The sequence below is a fragment of the Caballeronia sp. LjRoot31 genome (assembly GCF_964253885.1).
Classification (GTDB): Bacteria; Pseudomonadota; Gammaproteobacteria; order Burkholderiales; family Burkholderiaceae; genus Caballeronia.
This window is the reverse complement of the sequence record NZ_CAXURX020000001.1, coordinates 2,929,428-2,949,688: the sequence shown is the minus strand read 5'-3', so window position 1 is coordinate 2,949,688 and position 20,261 is coordinate 2,929,428. Positions and strand designations below refer to the sequence as shown.

The following is a 20,261-nucleotide window of genomic DNA, read 5'->3' as shown; positions in this document are numbered from 1 at the left end:
TAATGAGTTGTTTATGAGCACAGTTCCTTTGACTAAACGCGGCGCAGCGTTGCTGCGCGACGAATTGCAACGCCTCAAATCCGTGGAGCGTCCGGCTGTCGTGAATTCGATCGCCGAAGCCCGCGCGCAGGGCGATCTGTCGGAAAACTCCGAATACGACGCGGCCAAGGAGAAGCAGGGCTTTATCGAAGGCCGTATCGCGGAGATCGAGTCCAAGCTGGCCGGGGCGCAAGTCATTGACCCGACTACCGTGGAAGCCGACGGCCGCGTGATCTTCGGTGCGACGGTCGAGCTGGAAGAGACGGCCACGGGCCATACGGTGACGTACCAGATCGTCGGCGACGACGAAGCGGATATCGACCATGGGCTGGTCTCCATCAGCTCGCCCATCGCGCGTGCGCTGATCGGCAAGACGGAGGGCGACGTGGCGTCGGTGCAGGCGCCGAGCGGCGCGCGCGAGTACGAAATCATCGCGGTCAAGTACGTCTGATGGCTCATCGATTCTTTCGGATCATCGCCATGATCTGGGTCGGCAGCGCGCTGACGCTCGGGTTCGTGGCGGCACCGGTGTTGTTCAGCATGCTTGACCGGACATCGGCGGGATCGGTTGCGGCGCAACTGTTTCGCATCGAGGGATTCCTCGGCGTGATCTGCGCGCTGCTGCTGCTGGTTTTGACTAACCGCCTCGTTCGAACGGGTTTCGCCGAATACAAGCGGACCCGCTGGGTCATCGCGGGCATGCTGCTGTGCGTGCTGATCGGTTATTTCGCGCTGCAGCCGTTCATGAATGCGCTGCGGGTAGCGGCTCAGGAAGGCGGCATGGAACTCGCGCAATCGCCGTATGCAAGCCGCTTTGGCATGCTGCACGGGGTGTCGAGCGCGTTCTACCTTTTGGAGAGCGTACTGGGACTGGTGCTGTTCTGGCGTCTGCCGCCCGGAAAGTTTCCGGCGCAAACGGTCGTTCCGAAGGGAAAGACAGCCAGCGTCGCGGCACGTCGCGCGCGCGGTTAAAAAAGCCGGCCATGCCCGAGGGTATCGGGTGTGGCCGGCTTTCTGCTTTCCCGATCAGCGCGGAAAGGCTTATTTCGACGATTGATGGTGACGCTTGGCGCTGGGCAGACGCTTCTTTGCGCGTTTGACGTTGCCGCCAGCTGTCACACGTTCGTTGCCGCGAACCAACAGCTTTTGCTTCTTTGGCTTGCGGACGACGGGTGCGTCACGCGTGATCTTGACGACCTTGACCACGCGCGGTGCACGTCCCTTCGAGGAGCTTTCGGCAGCGGCTTCGCCGGCGCTCGGAGGCGCTATGCGATTGGCGCCGCGGACACCGGCAGCGCGCGAAGGCTTGGCGGCAGCTTCGTCGCTTTCCGGCCGCCACACGACAAGCAACTTGCCGATTTGCTGGATTGGCGCGGCGTTCAGCCTGTCGCAGATTTCAGCGTAGGCTGCGACGCGGGCATCGCGGTCATCGCCGAACACGCGGATCTTGATGAGCTGGTGTGCCGCAAGGTGCACCTCGATCTCGGCCAGCACGGCCTCGGTCAGCCCTTCGCCGCCAACAAGTACAACGGGCTTGAGCGCGTGAGCCAGGGAGCGCAGGTCGGCGCGTTGGGCGGGAGAAAGTTTGAGAGCTGGCATGAGAAGTAACGGACTCGACTAAAATGAGAGGCGCCGTAGCGTAAAAGCGGCTAAACGGTCGCAATTTGCAAAACAAAGACGGGCAGGGCGGGACGCCTTGCTCAAGAAAATGACGGACGGCGCGAGGCGGTGCGGCGAGCAACGGACTTGATTTTAACGAAACTTTAATCGCCGGAGCTCGGACGCCGCCCCTTGCCAGATAAGCCCGAAGCACATTATCAGCCGCGGGCCTCCGGCAAGCGTCGCTAACAAACACAGGGCGCAACGGCGCCGGAATCGGCTAGCCACATCGACGAAGGCTGCTTCGTAAGTTGGCCAATAAGTTGCCCAGCAAATGAGCAGCAGCCCGAATTAGACGCGTATTATCCGCTAAAAGCACAGCTTCACGCAGCAAGAGTTCATTCTTAATGGCAAAAAACCGCTTCAATTACTCGTGGCTGCACGACCACATCAACGACCCGTACGTGAAACTCGCGCAGCGCGAGGGGTATCGGGCGCGCGCGGCATACAAGCTGAAGGAGATCGACGAGCAGGATAAGTTGATCAAACCGGGCCAGATCATTGTCGACCTCGGCTCGACCCCGGGGAGTTGGAGCCAGTACGCGCGCAACCAATTGGCAAAAGGGTCCAAGCGCGGTGAAACGCGCGAAGGCGGGATCGATGGCAAGATCATCGCGCTCGACCTGCTGCCCATGGAGCCGATTGCCGACGTGATTTTCATTCAAGGTGATTTCCGCGAAGACTCGGTACTGGACCAATTGAAGGAAATCGTCGGAGACCATCAGGTTGATCTTGTAATTTCCGACATGGCCCCCAACCTCTCAGGGGTTGCCAGCGCGGATGCAGCGCGAATGGAACATCTGTGCGATCTGGCGCTGGACTTCTCGCAGAACCATCTGAAGCCGGAAGGCGCCTTATTGGTCAAATGTTTTCATGGCAGCGGCTATAGTCAGATAGTGGAGAAGTTCAAGCATCAATTCAAAATCGTCGCGCCGCGCAAGCCGAAGGCGTCGCGCGATAAATCGTCCGAAACGTTTATTTTGGGCAGGCAACTCAAGCGTCGGGATTGAGAGTTGCGGGTGGAAACGCCGCCGGGGACCGGGTGTCCCGTAGGCGTTTTGCCGGATATGTCCAAACATCGGGTCCCGGCCGCTATCTTTGCGCTAGTTAAAGGCTATAGCAGGGGTTTGCGGTCTGGATTAGAATGCTTTGGTGGTGCCGCAAGGCGAATGTAGGCGCCCGTCTATGAGTGAAGGAGTGGTGCTTTGAACAACAATATGTTCTCTAAGGCAGCGGTGTGGCTGGTTATCGCACTGGTGCTGTTCACGGTGTTCAAGCAGTTCGACAAGCCCCGCGTCCAGGAAGGCGTTTCGTATTCGCAATTCATGGACGACGCGAAGACCGGTAAGGTCAAGACCGTTACCGTTCAGGGCCGTAATCTCACCGTTACTCCCGCAGACGGTCAGAAATATCAAATCGTGTCGCCTGGCGATATCTGGATGGTCGGCGACTTGATGAAGTACGGCGTTCAGGTCAGCGGCAAGGCCGACGACGAACCGAACGCGCTCGTTTCCGCGCTGTATTACCTCGGACCGACGATCCTGATCATCGGTTTCTGGTTCTTCATGATGCGGCAGATGCAGGGCGGCGGGAAAGGCGGAGCGTTTTCGTTCGGCAAGTCGCGAGCGCGGCTGATCGACGAGAACAACAACGCGATCAATTTTACCGATGTCGCAGGCTGTGACGAAGCGAAGGAGGAGGTCTCCGAGCTGGTCGACTTCCTGCGTGATCCGCAGAAATTCCAGAAGCTGGGTGGACGTATTCCTCGCGGCGTGTTGCTGGTCGGGCCTCCGGGTACGGGTAAGACGTTGCTGGCGCGCGCCATTGCCGGCGAAGCGAAAGTACCGTTCTTCAGCATCTCGGGTTCGGACTTCGTTGAAATGTTCGTGGGTGTGGGTGCGGCTCGGGTGCGCGACATGTTCGAGCAGGCCAAGAAGCACGCGCCGTGTATCGTGTTTATCGACGAAATCGATGCTGTGGGCCGTCATCGCGGCGCCGGCATGGGCGGCGGTAACGACGAACGCGAACAGACGCTGAATCAGATGCTCGTGGAAATGGACGGTTTCGAAGCGAATTCCGGCGTGATCGTGATCGCCGCGACCAACCGCTCCGACGTACTGGACAAAGCGCTGCTGCGTCCGGGCCGTTTTGACCGTCAGGTGTATGTTGGCCTGCCGGATATCCGCGGTCGCGAACACATCATGAAGGTCCATCTGCGCAAGGTGCCTATTTCGAACGACGTCGACGCTTCGGTGATCGCACGTGGTACGCCGGGTTTCTCGGGCGCTGATCTGGCGAACCTCGTGAACGAAGCAGCGCTGTTCGCGGCCCGTCGCGGCAAGCGGATCGTCGAAATGGCGGACTTCGAAGACGCGAAAGACAAGATCTTCATGGGTCCGGAACGTAAGTCAGCCGTGATGCGTGAAGAAGAGCGTCGCAATACGGCTTATCACGAGTCAGGTCACGCGGTAGTGGCCAAGTTGCTGCCTCATGCAGATCCGGTTCACAAGGTCTCCATCATGCCGCGTGGCTGGGCGCTGGGCATCACGTGGCAGTTGCCGGAGCATGATCGCGTGAATCTGTATCGCGACAAGATGCTTGAGGAAATCGCCATCCTGTTCGGCGGCCGTGCAGCGGAGGAAGTGTTCCTGAACTCCATGTCAACGGGTGCTTCGAACGACTTCGAGCGTGCGACAAAGATGGCACGTGACATGGTGACGCGTTACGGTATGTCGGATGTGCTCGGCACGATGGTGTATGTCGATACCGAGCAGGACGGCATGTTTGGCAAGATGGCGTCAAAAACGGTATCTGAAGCCACGCAGCAAAAGGTCGATGCTGAAATTCGCCGGATTCTCGACGATCAATATGGCCTCGCCCGCAAGCTGCTGGAAGACAACCGCGACAAGGTCGAAGCCATGACGAAGGCGTTGCTGGAGTGGGAAACCATCGACGCAGAGCAGATCAGCGACATCATGGGCGGTCGTCCGCCGCGTCCGCCGAAGAATCTGCCGCCGCCGTCAAGCGACCCGTCGTCGGGTGGTGGAAACGCTGGCGCGGAAGTCAAACCGGGTAACGCCACGGCTCCTGCTTCAGCCTGACGCGATCCTGAGGCAATACAGAAGGGGCTGGTGTGTTTTCACACCAGCCCTTTTCCGTTGCGGCTCGTTTTTTGAGACCGCACGGACAGATTCATCGGTTGGGCTGGCGATCGCTTGAGTTCCGCCGCTTAAGCTCCGCGGTATGCACTTCCTTCGAATGGCGGACCAACGGGTTCTTCAAATCGACAAACGCAGCATCATTCATCATCGTCTGGCTGGACCACTATGCTGTCTTCACCTCCCCCAAACAGGCTTCACACAGTTGCTCAACCGCTTCAATGCGGCCGGTTCACGCTGACCTTCGAGCGCCCGCTGATCATGGGCATTCTCAATGTCACCCCGGATTCATTTTCCGATGGCGGTCGTTTCGTCGCGCGTGAAGCGGCGCTCGCGCAGGCTGAAGCAATGATTCGCGACGGCGCAGACATGATCGATATTGGCGGTGAGTCGACCCGCCCCGGCGCGCCGCCCGTGCCGCTCGACGAAGAGCTTGAGCGCGTGATCCCGGTAATCGAAGCATTGAGGGCGGCGGGCGTGCCGCTTTCCATCGATACTTACAAACCTGCGGTCATGCGCGCTGCGCTGAACGCCGGCGCGGATATGGTCAACGACATCTGGGGTTTTCGCCGCGAAGGCGCGCTCGATGCGGTCAGGGACAGCGCGTGCGGCCTCTGCGTGATGCACATGCTCGGCGAGCCCCAAACCATGCAACTGCATGAGCCTGTGTATCTCAACGTGGTGGAGGCGGTGCGCGAATTCTTCGAGGAGCGCGTGCGAACGCTGACTGGCGCCGGCCTTGCGGTAGAACGTATCTGCCTCGATCCCGGATTTGGCTTCGGTAAATCCGTGACGGGTCATAATTATGACTTGTTGGCGCGTTTAGCCGACACACGTCCTTCGACGCTGCGCGTGCCCTTGCTGGCTGGAATGTCCCGCAAGTCGATGCTCGGCGCGGTGACCGGCCGGACGCGACCGGCCGACCGGGTGCCGGCGAGCGTAGCGGCGGCAGTGTGCGCGGTGGAGCGCGGTGCATCGATAGTGCGCGTGCATGACGTCGCGGCGACTTCCGACGCATTGAAGGTATGGCAAGCGGTGCGTAATGCTGGCAACTCTGCACCCAATGAACATGTCTGACGGTTTAGACTTTGCAAACGCATTACGGTTATTGAACACATATAGAGCGCTTTAATACTGCGCGCAGGGATACAAGCAACAATGGCACGTCGATATTTTGGAACAGATGGTATTCGCGGCAAGGTTGGTGAGGCTCCAATCACGCCTGATTTCGTGTTGCGGCTGGGTTATGCAGCAGGGAAAGTACTGGCGGGAGCGGACCGTTGGGCGCAGCGCGGCGGCCGCCCGACGGTACTGATCGGCAAGGACACCCGGGTATCGGGATACATGCTGGAAGCGGCGCTGGAGTCGGGTTTTTCGGCGGCGGGCGTTGACGTCATGCTGGCAGGCCCGATCCCGACGCCGGGTGTCGCCTACCTGACGCGTGCGCTGCGCCTGGCTGCGGGCGTGGTGATCAGCGCATCGCATAACCCGTACTACGACAACGGCATCAAGTTTTTCTCCGCCGATGGCAACAAGCTTCCCGATGAGGTCGAGTTGCAAATCGAGGCGCAACTGGACGAACCGATGTCCTGCGCGCCGTCAGAATTGCTGGGCAAGGCCCGCCGGCTGGACGATGCGCGCGGCCGCTACATCGAATTCTGCAAAAGTACGTTTCCCGCCAGTTTCGATCTGCACGGCCTGAAGCTGGTGGTGGACTGCGCGCATGGCGCTGCGTATGACGTGGCGCCCCAGGTGTTCCACGAGCTGGGCGCGGAAGTGGTGAGCATCGGGGTATCGCCGAATGGCTTCAATATCAACGACGGCGTGGGCGCCACGGCTCCCGACGCGCTGGTCAAGGCGGTAAAAGAGCATCAGGCACACATCGGGATTGCGCTCGACGGCGATGCTGATCGTCTCCAGGTCGTCGATGCCTCCGGCCGGCTCTACAACGGTGACGAGCTGCTTTACGTGCTTGTGAAAGACCGCATTGCGACAGATGGAAAGATCGATGGCGCCGTCGGCACATTGATGACGAACATGGCGGTGGAAGTGGCGTTGAAGCAGGCGGGCGTGCAGTTCGTGCGCGCGGCCGTGGGTGACCGATATGTCCTCGAGAAGCTTCGTGAGAACAACTGGATGCTGGGCGCGGAAGGCTCCGGCCATATTCTGTCGCTCGACCGCCATTCGACGGGCGATGGCATTGTCTCCGCGCTGCTCGTGCTGGCGGCGATAAAGCGCAGCGGCAAGGCGCTTGCCGACCTGCTCGAGGGCGTCACGCTGTTTCCGCAGAAGCTGATCAATGTGCGAATGAGCCCGAACGCTGACTGGAAGAGCAGCGACGCTATCAGGCAATCGATTGCGCAGGCTGAGCGTGCGCTGGAGTCGCATGGCCGGGTGCTGATTCGCGCGTCGGGAACGGAGCCGGTGCTGCGCGTGATGGTGGAGGCGGCATCGGAGGCGGACGCAGTCGCGCACGCCGAAAGTATTGCGAAGGTCGTGAAGGAAGCGACGGCCTGAACGTAGCGAAGGGCCCGATACAAAAAAAGAAACGCCACGGTTAGCACCGTGGCGTTTTTTTTTGCAGTTTGCCCAGTTTCGCACGCTCACCTATTCCCCGATGGCCTCAATAAAGCGTTTCGTTTTCTGTAACGTTTTGTAGGACTGCGCCTATCAGAATCCTCGCCTCATCCTAATAAAGTAGGTTCTGACGCGAGCGATGAGCAACCCCCTCATTTCGAATCATCCATTCATCGTTCGCCGCCGCCCGATAACTCTCTGAAAGTCTCCGCGCCTGGGGACTGTGTATCGATGGCGAACCAATCGTATTGAACCGCTGATTCGGGCGATGCCTCGAATCGATCGCTAGTGTGAAGACACAGCCTTAACTTAGGAATACATATTAATCATGAATAAGTCATTCAAGTCAGTATTGAACCGCTCTACAGGTACCTATGTGGCCGCTAGCGAAAACGTGAAGTCCAGCGGCAAGTCGGCTAAGAACAAGCTTGCCATGAAGGTGGCATCGGCTTCGCTGGCGTTGGGCGCTTCGATCGCAATGTTGTCGTCGGGTGATGTGTTGGCGGATGACAGCACGCCGACAAATACTTATCAGGTGGGAACGCCAGATCCGGCGCTTAGCGGCTCGGATGAAAGTGGTGTTGTACAGGCGAACGACGTGCAGGATTCGTCGGGCCCGGTGCAAGGCGCGCAGCAAATGCCGGTGGGAGGCCAGATGTTAGGAGCGCAGCAAATGCCGGTGGGAGGCCAGATGTTAGGGGCGCAGCAACAATTGCTCGGCGCTTCTCCAACTATCGATCCCACTCCATACGTGACTATGGCTTCGCTTGACCATGTCCTTTGGAGCAGGTCTGGTACGTATGGCGATGCAGCACCGGCTTTTGCTGCCGGCTTTGCCACCACCGACAGCATTGCTATCGGCGGAGGGACTCTGGTGACCGGTACCGGAAACACCATCGTTGGGGTGCAGGCATCAAGCAACGGCACGAATCAAAATTTAACAAATGCCACGGCGATAGGGTTCCGGGCTACGGCGGGTAATGCCAGTGCAGCGCTTGGCTACCAAAGTTTCGCTGATTATAATGCTGTGGCCCTTGGGATGAACGCAACCGCGTCCGGTCTGATGTCGGTCTCGGTTGGCGGCAATGCGGGGGCGACTGGCTCGGGCTTCAAGTCTGTTGCGATCGGCAACAGCGCGAATGCTACGGCAGCGTCTGCTGTGGCGCTGGGCGCTGCTTCGCTGGCTGACCGCGACAACACAGTCTCCGTTGGCGCTTCCGGCTCTGAGCGGCAGATCGTCAACGTAGCGGCCGGTACACAAGCTACCGACGTCGTGAACTTTGCCCAGCTGCAGGCGACGGGACTGAAGGTCGACACAAACGGTAACGCGACGAACTCTTTCGTGGCCTACGACGACACTACAGCGAGCACCGTCACCCTTGGTGGAACAACCGGCACGAAGATCACGAACGTGGCAGCGGGCGATGTTTCATCGGCGACCAGCACGGACGCGGTGAACGGTTCGCAACTGTATGCGACGAATCAGAACGTAGCGGCAAACACGACGGCTATCGCCGCGAACACGGCTGACATTGCGACAAACGCAGCGGCTATCTCGACGAATACGACCGACATCAGCACGCTGAACACGCAAGCCGCCAATGCCGTGAAATACGCTAGCGCAGCGCACAACTCGATCACTCTCGATGGCACAGCCGGCACGAAGATCACGAATGTGGCAGCGGGAACTCTCAGTGCGACCAGCACCGACGCGGTCAACGGCGCGCAGTTGTTTCATGTGACCGATGGAACGTCAGTCATCAACTCCGCTTATGTTAAGGTTGGCGGCGCGAATAACGGTACCGATAATGCCGTCCTCAGCGGTTCAGGCGTGGCTATCGGCGCGAGCGCGAAAGCCGATACGGACACGGTCGCCGTCGGTGGCAATGCGGTAGCGACGTCCAACGGAATGTATGGATCGATGGCGATCGGTACGTCCGCCAATGGAGGTGCGGGCGGAACAGCCATCGGATATCACACTCTCTCGACGGGCATATCATCTGTTGCGTTAGGCAAAGGGGCGACCGCAGGGGGGGGGTATTCAACAGCTTTGGGCGCCGGGGCCACGGCAAGCGGATACAACTCGGTGGCGATCGGGCAGGCTTCGGTTGCCACAGGGAATAACACCGTAGCAGTGGGCTCTGCCGCTGCCCCTCGAAAGATTGTGAATCTCATGGCCGGATCGTCAACGACCGATGCCGTGAACTACGGCCAACTTCAAGCAGCAGGCTTGAAGGTCGACACGGCCGGAATCGCCACAAACGCATTCGTCGCTTATGACAACACGGCGCTAGGCTCGATCACCCTCGGGGGCACCACTGGCACGACGATCACGAACGTAGCGGCAGGCAATGTTACATCGGCGACCAGCACGGACGCGGTGAACGGCTCGCAACTGTATGCGACGAATCAGAGCGTAGTTGCGAATACAACGGCTATTGCTGCCAATGCCGCTGACATCGCGACAAACACAGCGGCCATCGCAACAAACGTAGGCGACATCGCGCAAAACACGAGCGATATCAGCACGATCAATACGCAAGTCGGCACGCTGAATACACAGATCGCCGATGCCGTGAAATACGACGGCGCAGCGCATGATTCGATCACCCTCGACGGCACAGCCGGCACGAAGATCACGAACGTGGCGGAGGGCGATGTTTCATCGGCAACCAGCACGGACGCGGTGAATGGCTCGCAACTGTATGCGACAAACCAGAACGTAGCGGCAAACACGACGGCTATCGCTGCCAACACGGCTGACATTGCGACAAACGCGACGGCTATCGCTGCCAACACAACTGACATTGCGACAAACGCGACGGCTATCGCTGCCAACACAACTGACATTGCGACAAACGCGACGGCTATCGCTGCCAACACAAGCGACATCGCGACGAACACGAGCGATATCAGCACGATCAATACCCAAGTCGGCACGCTGAACACACAGATCGCCGATGCTGTGAAATACGATAGCGCAGCGCATGACTCGATTACCCTCGATGGCACAACCGGCACGAAGATCACGAACGTGGCAGCCGGCGATGTTTCATCGGCGACCAGTACGGACGCGGTGAACGGTTCGCAACTGTATGCGACGAATCAGAACGTAGCGGCAAACACGACGGCTATCGCTGCCAACACAAGCGACATCGCACAAAACACGAGCGATATCAGCACGATCAATACGCAAGTCGGCACGCTGAACACACAGATCGCCGATGCCGTGAAATACGATAGCGCAGCGCATGATTCGATCACTCTGGACGGTACAACCGGCACGAAGATCACGAACGTAGCAGCCGGCGATGTTTCATCGGCGACCAGCACGGACGCTGTGAACGGTTCGCAACTGTATGCGACAAACCAGAACGTGGCTCAGAATACGACGGCTATCGTCGCCAACACGGCTGACATTGCGACGAACACAAGCGACATCGCACAAAACACGAGCGATATCAGCACGATGAATACGCAAGTCGGCACGCTGAACACACAGATCGCCGATGCTGTGAAATACGACGGCGCAGCGCATGATTCGATCACTCTGGACGGTACAACCGGCACGAAGATCACGAACGTGGCAGCCGGCGATGTGTCATCGGCGAGCAGCACGGACGCGGTGAACGGTTCGCAACTGTATGCGACGAATCAGAACGTAGTGGCAAACACGACGGCGATCGCCGCGAACACGGCTGACATTGCGACGAACGCAACGGCTACCGCGACGAACACAAGCGACATCGCGACGAACGCAACGGCGATCGCTGCCAACACAAGCGACATCGCGCAAAACACGAGCGATATCAGCACGATCAATACGCAAGTCGGCACGCTGAACACACAGATCGCCGATGCTGTGAAATACGACGGCGCAGCGCACGACTCGATCACTCTGGACGGTACAACCGGCACGAAGATCACGAACGTAGCGGCGGGCGATGTTTCATCGGCAACCAGCACGGACGCGGTGAACGGCTCGCAACTGTATGCGACAAACCAGAACGTAGTGGCAAACACGACGGCGATCGCTGCCAACACGGTTGACATCGCGACGAACGCGACGGCTATCGCTGCCAACACAAGCGACATCGCGCAAAACACGAGCGATATCAGCACGATCAATACGCAAGTCGGCACGCTGAACACACAGATCGCCGATGCCGTGAAATACGACAGCGCAGCGCACGATTCGATTACCCTCGACGGCACAGCCGGCACGAAGATCACGAACGTAGCGGCGGGCGATGTGTCATCGGCAACCAGCACGGACGCGGTGAACGGCTCCCAACTGTATGCGACGAATCAGAACGTAGTGGCAAACACGACGGCGATCGCCGCCAACACGGCTGACATCGCGACGAACGCAACGGCTACCGCGACGAACACAAGCGACATCGCGACAAACACGACGGCTATCGCTGCTAACACAAGTGACATCGCGCAAAACACGAGCGATATCAGCACGATCAATACGCAAGTCGGCACGCTGAACACACAGATCGCCGATACCGTGAAATACGATAGCGCAGCGCATGATTCGATTACCCTCGACGGCACAGCCGGCACGAAGATCACGAACGTAGCGGCGGGCGATGTGTCATCGGCAACCAGCACGGACGCGGTGAACGGTTCGCAACTGTATGCGACAAACCAGAACGTAGTGGCAAACACGACGGCGATCGCTGCCAACACGGCTGACATCGCGACGAACGAGACGGCTATCGCTGCCAACACAAGCGACATCGCGCAAAACACGAGCGATATCGGCACGATCAATACGCAAGTCGGCACGCTGAACACACAGATCGCCGATGCTGTGAAATACGACAGCGCAGCGCACGACTCGATCACTCTGGACGGCACAGCCGGCACGAAGATCACGAACGTAGCGGCGGGCGATGTGTCATCGGCAACCAGCACGGACGCGGTGAACGGTTCGCAACTGTATGCGACGAATCAGAACGTAGTGGCAAACACGACGGCGATCGCCGCCAACACGGCTGACATCGCAACGAACACAACCGACATCGCGCAAAACACGAGCGATATCAGCACGCTGAATACGCAAGTCGCCGATGCTGTGAAATACGACAGCGCAGCACACGACTCGATCACCTTGGACGGCCCAGCCGGCACGAAGATCACAAACGTAGCCGCAGGCGATATTTCATCGGCCACGAGCATGGACGCCGTGAACGGCTCGCAGCTCTACGCGACGAACCAAAACGTGGCGCAAAACGCGACGGCTATCGCAGCCAATACCAGCGATATCAGCACGCTGAACACGCAAATGGCCGACACCGTCAAATATGACGATGCCGGACATGGCTCGATGACGCTGGGCGGCTCGGCAGGCACGGTAATCAAGAACGTGGCCGCGGGACAAATGACGGCAGACAGCACCGAGGCCGTGAACGGTTCGCAATTGTTCTCCGTGCAGCAAAGTGTCAGCGATCAAGGCGCCGCTCTGGCGGACTCGGTTCGCTACGATTCGAGCAGCCACGACACGATCACTCTCGGCAACCCGGGCACGCCCGTGGCGCTGACGAATGTCAAGGCAGGCGATGTATCGGCGAGCAGCCTTGACGCCGTGAACGGTTCGCAGTTGTACACGGTCACGCAGAACGTCACGCAAAACACGACGGATATTGCGAGCCTGAATGTATCGATGAACAACTTGAACGACGGAACGGCCGGACTGGTGCGCCAGGACGCCACGACGCTGGCGCTTAGCGTCGGCGCCAATACGGGCGGTGGCGTCATCAGCTTCGCAGGTCTGAACGGCGCACGCGTGCTTACCGGCGTAGCAAACGGCGCGGTCAGCAGCGCCAGTTCGGAAGCGATCAACGGCTCGCAGCTGTTCAATGCATCGACGAGCGTTGCTACGGCGTTGGGCGGCGGAGCAAGTGTGGACGCGAACGGCGGCGTGACGGCGCCTTCATACTCGGTGGGCGGCAAACAGGTAAGCGATGTCGGTTCAGCCGTCAGCAACCTTGATGGCCGGGTCACGCAAAACAGCGCGGACATAGCTGGAATCAAGGGCGATCTCGCTGATGTATCGAAGACCGCTGCGAACGCCGTGGCCTACGATTCCGCCGATCACAGCAAGGTCACGCTGGGCGGCACGGATTCAAGCGCGACCGTGCAGTTGACCAACGTGGCTGCGGGCGATCTTTCGGACTCGAGCACGGATGCCGTCAATGGCAGCCAACTCGGCGCGACCAACGCCCGAGTCTCTGCCACGGAATCCGCCATCGCCAACCTTGAGGCATCGGGCGGCGGATCAACGGCGACGGGCCAAGACGCAGCGGCGATGGGCACGAATGCCGATGCTTCCGGCGACAATTCCACTGCAGCAGGTGCGAATGCCACAGCGTCGGGCAGTGACTCGACCGCAATGGGTTCTAACTCCACGGCTTCCGGCGACAATTCCACTGCAGCAGGCGCGAATGCCGCAGCGTCGGGCAACGACTCGACCGCAACGGGTTCTAACTCCACGGCTTCCGGCGACAATTCGACAGCTGCAGGCGCTCATTCGATGGCCTCGGGCGATTCGTCGGTGGCCTTTGGTGGCAATGCTGCCGCAACGGCTGATAATGCCGTGGCTATCGGCGGGAACTCGCAAGCCTCGGGAAGCAATTCCATGGCAATGGGCGCCAACAGCATCGCTTCGGGCGACAACTCCGTGGCGATTGGCGCGAACTCGGTCGCCAACGAAGCCAACACGGTGTCGATGGGATCGGCAGGTAACGAACGCCGCGTGACTAATGTGGCCCCGGGTGTCAATGGAACCGACGCGACTAACGTGAACCAGTTGAATGCATTGCGCAACGACGTAAGCAGCAGCTTGTCGTCGATCGAACGATCGGCAATGAGTGGCGTAGCGGCGGCCATGGCCATGCCGAACCTGATGCCTAGCGCGCCAGGCAAGACGGTCGTGGGTGCGGGCGTGGCGAATTACAAGGGCTACAGCGCCTTTGCAGCAGGCGCGACGTATCGTTCGGAGAACAGCAAGTGGTTGATGAACGCGGCGGTTTCCGTCACGCCGAATGGTGACACGGGCGTGCGCGCGCAGGCAGGTTACGAGTTCTAAACTGCTTGAAGTTACATTGAGGTAAAAAGGGCGATCCGGATTTCCGGATCGCCCTTTTTTCATGGTGCGCCCGGCATTCATAGCTAAGAATGCGCTTCCTTAATACGCAGCCGCCGAATTTCCGCCATGCTCCGAACTTTCGTCACCGTAAGCCCGTTGTCACGTTTCCTTCATCAATCGTCATCGGACTGTCACATTGACGCCCTATCCTTCGCGGTGTCGAGCCACTTGCTCACAACCCTGGAGATCACATGAAATTGATGCACACCGCGCTCGCAGGCATCGTCGGCGCAATGTTCGCGATGTCGGCACAAGCAGCCGACATCACCGGCGCGGGCAGTACCTTCGCTGCACCGATTTACACGAAATGGGCTGATACGTACCAGAAGTCGGGCGGCGGCAAGGTCAACTACCAAGGCATCGGTTCCTCGGGCGGTATCAAGCAAATCATCGCAAAGACGGTGGATTTCGCTGGCTCGGACGCACCGCTGAAAGATGACGAACTGGCAAAGCAGGGGCTTTTCCAGTTTCCGACGGTAGTGGGCGGCGTAGTACCGACCATCAACGTGCCGGGCATCAAAGCAGGCGAGATGACGCTGTCGGGTGAAGTTCTCGGCGACATCTACCTCGGCAAGATCAAGAAATGGAACGACCCGGCTATCGTCGCGCTGAATCCGAAGCTGAAGCTGCCGGATGACGACATTGCTGTCGTGCGCCGCGCCGACGGTTCGGGCACGAGCTTCATCTGGACGAACTATCTGTCCAAGGTGAACGCCGAGTGGAAAGCCAAGGTGGGTGAAGGTTCGACGGTCAACTGGCCGACCGGCACGGGCGGCAAGGGCAACGACGGCGTCGCCGCGTTCGTTCAGCGTCTGCCGGGTGCTATCGGTTACGTGGAATGGGCGTACGCTAAGCAAAACAAGATGACGTACGTTGGCCTGAAGAATTCGTCGGGCGCAGTGGTCGAGCCGAAAACGGAAACGTTCAAGGCAGCGGCAGCGGGCGCGGACTGGTCGAAGTCGTTCTACCAGATCCTGACGGACGAGCCGGGCAAGGACGCATGGCCGATCGTGGGCGCAACCTTCGTGCTGCTGCACACGACGCAGGACAAGGAAGCGCAAGGCGCGGAAACGCTGAAGTTCTTCGGCTGGGCGTTCAAGAACGGCACGCAAGCAGCAAACGATCTCGACTACATCTCGTTGCCTGATTCGGTTGTCGCCGAAATCGAAACGCAGTGGAAATCGAAGGTCAAGGACGCGTCGGGCAAGGCAGTCGCGCAGTAAGCCGCATTTTTGAGCGTTAAGCAACAAGCATCCGGCTTCTTGGTCCGTATTGCCGCGCGGCATCCGCCGCGCGGCCCTTCCGAAGGTTCCCATGTCGGACATCAACCTCGCATCGACTCCGCCGGCCAGCCGCGCTCAACGCGCTCCGAGCCGACTCGGTGATATCGTTTTCGGTGGGCTGACGCGGCTTTCCGCCGTCGTCACGCTGCTGCTGCTGGGCGGCATTATCGTCTCGCTGGTCGTAGCCTCGCTGCCTACACTTGAAAAATTTGGTCTCAGTTTCCTCTGGCGCGCCGAGTGGGATCCGCAGACCGATAGTTTTGGCGCGCTCGTGCCTATCTACGGCACCATCGCCACCTCCATCATCGCGTTGATCATCGCTGTGCCTGTGAGCTTCGGCATTGCGCTGTTCCTGACCGAGCTTGCGCCCGCATGGCTGCGCCGGCCGCTCGGCGTGGCAATTGAACTGCTCGCCGCGATCCCGTCGATTGTCTATGGCATGTGGGGCCTGCTCGTTTTCGCCCCCATTTTTGCGACGTATTTCGAAAAACCGCTGGGCAAACTGCTCGGCGATGTCTGGCTTATCGGCCGCTTCTTTCAGGGGCCACCCATTGGCATCGGCATCCTGTGTGCCGGCGTCATTCTCGCGATCATGATCATTCCGTACATCGCGGCCGTGATGCGCGATGTGTTCGAAGTCACGCCGGTCCTGCTGAAGGAATCGGCATATGGCATCGGCTGCACGACGTGGGAAGTGATGTGGAAAATCGTGCTGCCTTTCACGCGGACCGGTGTGATCGGCGGCGTGATGCTTGGCCTCGGCCGCGCGCTCGGCGAGACGATGGCAGTGACGTTCGTGATCGGCAACACCAATCTGCTCGATAACGTCTCGTTGTTTTCGCCAGGCAACAGCATTACCTCGGCACTCGCCAACGAGTTTGCCGAAGCGAGTCCCGGCTTGCATACATCGGCGTTGATGGAGCTCGGGTTGATCCTCTTCCTGATCACGTTCATTGTGTTGTCGCTGTCCAAACTCATGCTGCTTCGGCTTGAAAAAGGGGAGGGCGCCAAGTGAGCCAGTCCACCATTCAATTCCCCGGCTCCGGCAATCCGGAACGGGAAGAAGCGACGCGCAACAAGTTGCAGCGCCGCCGCCGCGGCAAGAATGTCGTCGCGCTGGTGTTGTCGCTCGCGGCCATGGCGTTCGGCCTCTTCTGGCTCATCTGGATTCTCTATACGACGCTGAAGCTGGGTATTGGCGGTTTATCGATCGAGTTGTTCACACAGAATACGCCGCCGCCTAATACCGATGGCGGTGGGTTGCTGAACGCCATTGTCGGCAGCTTGATGCTGGTGGTTCTCGCGACTTGCGTCGGCACGCCGCTCGGTATTCTCGCGGGCGTTTATCTCGCCGAATACGGCGACAAGCGCTGGCTGGCGAGCCTGACGCGGTTTATCAACGACATCCTCTTGTCGGCGCCGTCTATTGTGATCGGCTTGTTCGTCTATGCGCTGGTGGTTGCGCAAATGGGCCGCTTCAGCGGCTGGGCCGGCGTGATCGCGCTGGCGTTGCTGCAGATCCCGATCGTGATCCGTACGACCGAGAACATGCTGAGGCTCGTGCCGAACGCGTTGCGTGAAGCCGCCTTCGCACTCGGCACGCCGAAGTGGAAGATGATTGTCTCGATCACGCTGAAGGCGTCGGTCAGCGGCATCGTGACGGGCGTCCTGCTGGCTGTTGCACGCATCACCGGCGAAACCGCGCCGCTGCTCTTCACGGCGCTGTCCAACCAGTTCTTCTCGTGGGACATGAATCAACCGGTGGCCAACCTGCCCGTCACGATCTACAAGTTCGCGATGAGCCCGTTCCCCCAATGGCAAGCGCTCGCGTGGGCCGGCGTGTTCCTGATCACGCTCGGCGTGCTCGGTCTGAACATCCTGGCACGCACGATCTTCTCGAAAAAATAAGGCGGAATCATTCCATGAACACAGTCGCAAGCGATGTGAGCGCCCGGAGCGCTAATCCCGCCGCCAGCGGTGACCATTCCAGCACGGTTGAGCGCGGTGCCGCGCCCGGCGGCTTCAAGCCGGCCCATCAGGCGCCGCCGGTCGGATCGATGAAACCGAAGATCGAGGTGAACAACCTCAACTTCTTCTACAACAAGTTTCATGCGCTGAAGAACATTAACCTGCGGATTCCTGAACATAAGGTGACGGCGTTCATCGGTCCGTCGGGGTGCGGCAAGTCCACGTTGCTGCGCACGTTCAACAAGATGTACGCGCTGTATCCGGAGCAGCGCGCGGAAGGCGAGATCCTGATGGACGGCAACAACCTGCTCGATACCAGCCGCGATATCTCGCTGCTGCGTGCACGCGTGGGCATGGTGTTCCAGAAGCCAACGCCGTTTCCGATGTCGATCTACGACAACATTGCGTTCGGCGTAAAGATGTTCGAGCAACTGTCGCGCTCGGAGATGGACGACCGCGTGGAATGGGCGCTGACGAAAGCGGCGCTCTGGAACGAAGTGAAGGACAAGCTGCCGCAAAGCGGCTATGGCCTGTCGGGCGGACAACAGCAGCGCCTGTGCATTGCACGCGGCATTGCCATTCGCCCGGAAGTGCTGTTACTCGACGAACCGTGCTCCGCGCTCGACCCGATTTCGACGGGCCGCATTGAAGAATTGATTGCCGAACTGAAGGATGATTACACGGTGGTGATTGTCACGCACAACATGCAGCAGGCGGCGCGTTGTTCGGACTACACTGCTTATATGTATCTGGGCGAATTGATTGAATTCGGAGATACGGAAAAGATCTTCATCAAACCGTCCCGAAAGGAAACGGAAGACTACATCACCGGCCGGTTTGGTTGAATCGCGCGGCGGAGTTTGCCGCCAGGTCACACGGGCTAAAAAAGGACTTCAGGAGCAAATATGTCCGATAAACATTTGTCGAGCCAGTTCGACGCCGATCTGAATGCGGTGTCATCGAAGGTGCTGGAAATGGGTGGTCTGGTCGAGTCCCAGATCATCAAGGCCATGCAGGCGCTCAATACGTTCGACATGAATATTGTCGAAGAGGTAGTGCTCGCCGAGACGCGCCTGAACACCATGGAAGTCGAGATCGACGAGGAGTGCAGCAACATCATCGCGCGCCGTCAGCCGGCTGCGCGTGACTTGCGTTTGTTGATGGCAATTTCGAAAACGATTACGAATCTCGAGCGTGCGGGCGACGAAGCCGAAAAGATCGCCAAGCGCGTGAGACGCATCAATGAAGATGGCATGGGGCGTAACGTCAACATCGCGGAAATCAAGTTGTCCGGCGAAATGGCGGTCTCCATCCTGCGCCGTGCGCTAGATGCATTCGCGCGCCTGGATACGGTCGCCGCCGCTCAAATCGTTCGCGACGACAAAGCCATCGACGAAGAATTCCGTGCGTTCGTGCGCAAGCTGGTGACGTACATGATGGAAGATCCGCGCATGATTTCGGCGGGTCTCGACTATCTGTTCATTGCTAAAGCGGTCGAACGAATTGGCGATCATGCAAAGAACATTGCGGAGTTCATTATTTACATTGTGAAGGGAACGGATGTCCGCCATGTGTCGCGCGATCAACTCGAACGCGAAGCACTGAGCTGATTCTTTTGTGATTCAGATGTCAGTTGTTCAACTTACGCGAAGAAGGTTACAGAGGTGCCGATGCCCAGCAGCATTCTCGTTATAGAAGACGAACCCGCGATTTCCGAATTGATTTCGGTGAATCTGCAACACGCGGGCCACTGCCCCATTCGTGCTTATAACGCGGAACAGGCGCAAAACCTGATCAGCGACGTCTTGCCGGACTTAGTACTTCTCGACTGGATGCTGCCGGGTAAATCCGGCATCGCCTTTGCGCGGGAATTACGCGGCAACGAACGCACGAAACATATTCCGATCATCATGCTCACTGCCCGTGGCGATGAGCAGGACAAGGTGCTCGGACTTGAAATTGGTGCCGACGATTATGTGACGAAGCCGTTTTCGCCGAAAGAATTGATGGCGCGGATCAAGGCGGTATTGCGCCGGCGTGCGCCGCAATTGACGGAAGATGTGGTCGCGATCAACGGCCTGCGTCTCGATCCGGCTACGCATAGGGTGGCCGCGCATTCGAACGGTCAGGGCAGCGACGATATCAAGCTCGATCTTGGGCCGACCGAGTTCCGCTTGCTGCACTTCTTCATGACGCATCCTGAGCGCGTGCATAGCCGCACGCAATTGCTGGATCAGGTATGGGGCGACCATGTATTCGTGGAAGAGCGGACAGTGGACGTGCATATCAAGCGTCTGCGGGCAGCCTTAAAGCCGGCTGGTTGCGATGCTATGATTGAAACGGTTCGCGGCAGTGGTTACAGGCTGGCCAAGAGTGCTTGATGGAGTAAATGAGAAGAGTGCTTGAGAAGAGTGAATG

At 59.1% G+C, this 20,261-nt stretch carries 14 protein-coding genes and 2 pseudogenes; 15 read left to right on the top strand and 1 reads right to left on the bottom strand.

Annotated elements, in window-relative coordinates; translation table 11 throughout:
- Positions 1-13: 13 nt before the first annotated feature.
- Positions 14-490: a transcription elongation factor GreA gene (greA, locus tag ACSQ8V_RS13115; protein ID WP_436182189.1), complete on the top strand. Its 477-nt coding sequence runs from the start codon at positions 14-16 to the stop codon at positions 488-490.
- A complete protein-coding gene (locus ACSQ8V_RS13110) occupies positions 490-1,011 on the top strand; it encodes a DUF4149 domain-containing protein (RefSeq protein WP_436205961.1) in 522 nt (173 codons plus the stop codon). Before greA ends, ACSQ8V_RS13110 begins: the two co-directional genes overlap by 1 nt.
- 69 nt (positions 1,012-1,080) lie before the next feature.
- Here ACSQ8V_RS13110 and ACSQ8V_RS13105 read toward each other — a convergent pair whose 3' ends face one another.
- Positions 1,081-1,638 carry a YhbY family RNA-binding protein gene (locus ACSQ8V_RS13105; RefSeq protein ID WP_213767747.1) on the bottom strand — a complete coding sequence of 186 codons (558 nt, stop codon included), beginning with the start codon at positions 1,636-1,638 and terminating at the stop codon, positions 1,081-1,083.
- 407 nt (positions 1,639-2,045) lie between these two features.
- On the opposite strand from ACSQ8V_RS13105, the gene ACSQ8V_RS13100 reads away from it, so the two are divergent.
- The 13 genes and pseudogenes from ACSQ8V_RS13100 to phoB all read left to right on the top strand — a co-directional run bounded on the left by ACSQ8V_RS13100 (position 2,046) and on the right by phoB (position 20,224).
- Complete coding sequence (locus tag ACSQ8V_RS13100; RefSeq protein ID WP_089159164.1) at positions 2,046-2,708, top strand: RlmE family RNA methyltransferase; 663 nt, start codon at positions 2,046-2,048, stop codon at positions 2,706-2,708.
- A 195-nt stretch (positions 2,709-2,903) separates the two neighbouring features.
- Entirely contained in the window at positions 2,904-4,799 is a 1,896-nt protein-coding gene (gene ftsH / locus ACSQ8V_RS13095; protein WP_031363393.1) for an ATP-dependent zinc metalloprotease FtsH, read from the top strand.
- Between the two features lie 225 nt (positions 4,800-5,024).
- Positions 5,025-5,933 (top strand): dihydropteroate synthase, encoded by a 909-nt coding sequence (folP, locus tag ACSQ8V_RS13090; protein ID WP_436205960.1) that lies wholly within the window; start codon positions 5,025-5,027, stop codon positions 5,931-5,933.
- Positions 5,934-6,014: 81 nt separating this feature from the next.
- The gene (glmM, locus tag ACSQ8V_RS13085; RefSeq protein WP_436205959.1) at positions 6,015-7,373 is read left to right on the top strand and encodes a phosphoglucosamine mutase; all 1,359 of its coding nucleotides are present in this window, start codon (positions 6,015-6,017) and stop codon (positions 7,371-7,373) included.
- Between the two features lie 388 nt (positions 7,374-7,761).
- Positions 7,762-7,893 (top strand): annotated as a pseudogene (locus tag ACSQ8V_RS13080) (ESPR-type extended signal peptide-containing protein); the annotation flags it as partial.
- A 627-nt stretch (positions 7,894-8,520) separates the two neighbouring features.
- Positions 8,521-12,669: pseudogene (locus tag ACSQ8V_RS13075) on the top strand (beta strand repeat-containing protein); the annotation flags it as partial.
- A 60-nt stretch (positions 12,670-12,729) separates the two neighbouring features.
- A complete protein-coding gene (locus tag ACSQ8V_RS13070) occupies positions 12,730-14,532 on the top strand; it encodes a YadA family autotransporter adhesin (RefSeq protein WP_436206648.1) in 1,803 nt (600 codons plus the stop codon).
- Between the two features lie 251 nt (positions 14,533-14,783).
- Positions 14,784-15,815: a phosphate ABC transporter substrate-binding protein PstS gene (pstS, locus tag ACSQ8V_RS13065; protein WP_213767743.1), complete on the top strand. Its 1,032-nt coding sequence runs from the start codon at positions 14,784-14,786 to the stop codon at positions 15,813-15,815.
- A 91-nt stretch (positions 15,816-15,906) separates the two neighbouring features.
- A complete protein-coding gene (gene pstC, locus ACSQ8V_RS13060; protein ID WP_213767742.1) occupies positions 15,907-16,890 on the top strand; it encodes a phosphate ABC transporter permease PstC in 984 nt (327 codons plus the stop codon).
- Positions 16,887-17,783, top strand: coding sequence for a phosphate ABC transporter permease PstA (pstA, locus tag ACSQ8V_RS13055; RefSeq protein ID WP_436205958.1), 897 nt, complete (start codon positions 16,887-16,889; stop codon positions 17,781-17,783). The genes pstC and pstA overlap by 4 nt, the downstream gene beginning before the upstream one ends.
- A gap of 149 nt (positions 17,784-17,932) precedes the next feature.
- On the top strand, positions 17,933-18,688 hold the full coding sequence (gene pstB, locus ACSQ8V_RS13050) for a phosphate ABC transporter ATP-binding protein PstB (RefSeq protein WP_213767762.1): 756 nt from the start codon (positions 17,933-17,935) through the stop codon (positions 18,686-18,688).
- 60 nt (positions 18,689-18,748) lie between these two features.
- Positions 18,749-19,453, top strand: a complete 705-nt coding sequence (gene phoU / locus ACSQ8V_RS13045) for a phosphate signaling complex protein PhoU (protein WP_213767740.1) — start codon at positions 18,749-18,751, stop codon at positions 19,451-19,453.
- A 60-nt stretch (positions 19,454-19,513) separates the two neighbouring features.
- The gene (gene phoB / locus ACSQ8V_RS13040) at positions 19,514-20,224 is read left to right on the top strand and encodes a phosphate regulon transcriptional regulator PhoB (RefSeq protein WP_089159157.1); all 711 of its coding nucleotides are present in this window, start codon (positions 19,514-19,516) and stop codon (positions 20,222-20,224) included.
- The last annotated feature ends 37 nt before the right edge of the window (positions 20,225-20,261 follow it).

Bases quoted from the DNA above. Each gene is read 5' to 3' on its own strand.
- greA (WP_436182189.1), top strand. From the start codon at position 14: ATGAGCACAGTTCCTTTGACTAAACGCGGCGCAGCGTTGCTGCGCGAC.
- ACSQ8V_RS13110 (WP_436205961.1), top strand. From the start codon at position 490: ATGGCTCATCGATTCTTTCGGATCATCGCCATGATCTGGGTCGGCAGC.
- ACSQ8V_RS13105 (WP_213767747.1), bottom strand. From the start codon at position 1,638: ATGCCAGCTCTCAAACTTTCTCCCGCCCAACGCGCCGACCTGCGCTCC.
- ACSQ8V_RS13100 (WP_089159164.1), top strand. From the start codon at position 2,046: ATGGCAAAAAACCGCTTCAATTACTCGTGGCTGCACGACCACATCAAC.
- folP (WP_436205960.1), top strand. From the start codon at position 5,025: ATGCTGTCTTCACCTCCCCCAAACAGGCTTCACACAGTTGCTCAACCG.
- glmM (WP_436205959.1), top strand. From the start codon at position 6,015: ATGGCACGTCGATATTTTGGAACAGATGGTATTCGCGGCAAGGTTGGT.
- ACSQ8V_RS13070 (WP_436206648.1), top strand. From the start codon at position 12,730: ATGGCCGACACCGTCAAATATGACGATGCCGGACATGGCTCGATGACG.
- pstS (WP_213767743.1), top strand. From the start codon at position 14,784: ATGAAATTGATGCACACCGCGCTCGCAGGCATCGTCGGCGCAATGTTC.
- pstC (WP_213767742.1), top strand. From the start codon at position 15,907: ATGTCGGACATCAACCTCGCATCGACTCCGCCGGCCAGCCGCGCTCAA.
- pstB (WP_213767762.1), top strand. From the start codon at position 17,933: ATGAAACCGAAGATCGAGGTGAACAACCTCAACTTCTTCTACAACAAG.
- phoU (WP_213767740.1), top strand. From the start codon at position 18,749: ATGTCCGATAAACATTTGTCGAGCCAGTTCGACGCCGATCTGAATGCG.
- phoB (WP_089159157.1), top strand. From the start codon at position 19,514: ATGCCCAGCAGCATTCTCGTTATAGAAGACGAACCCGCGATTTCCGAA.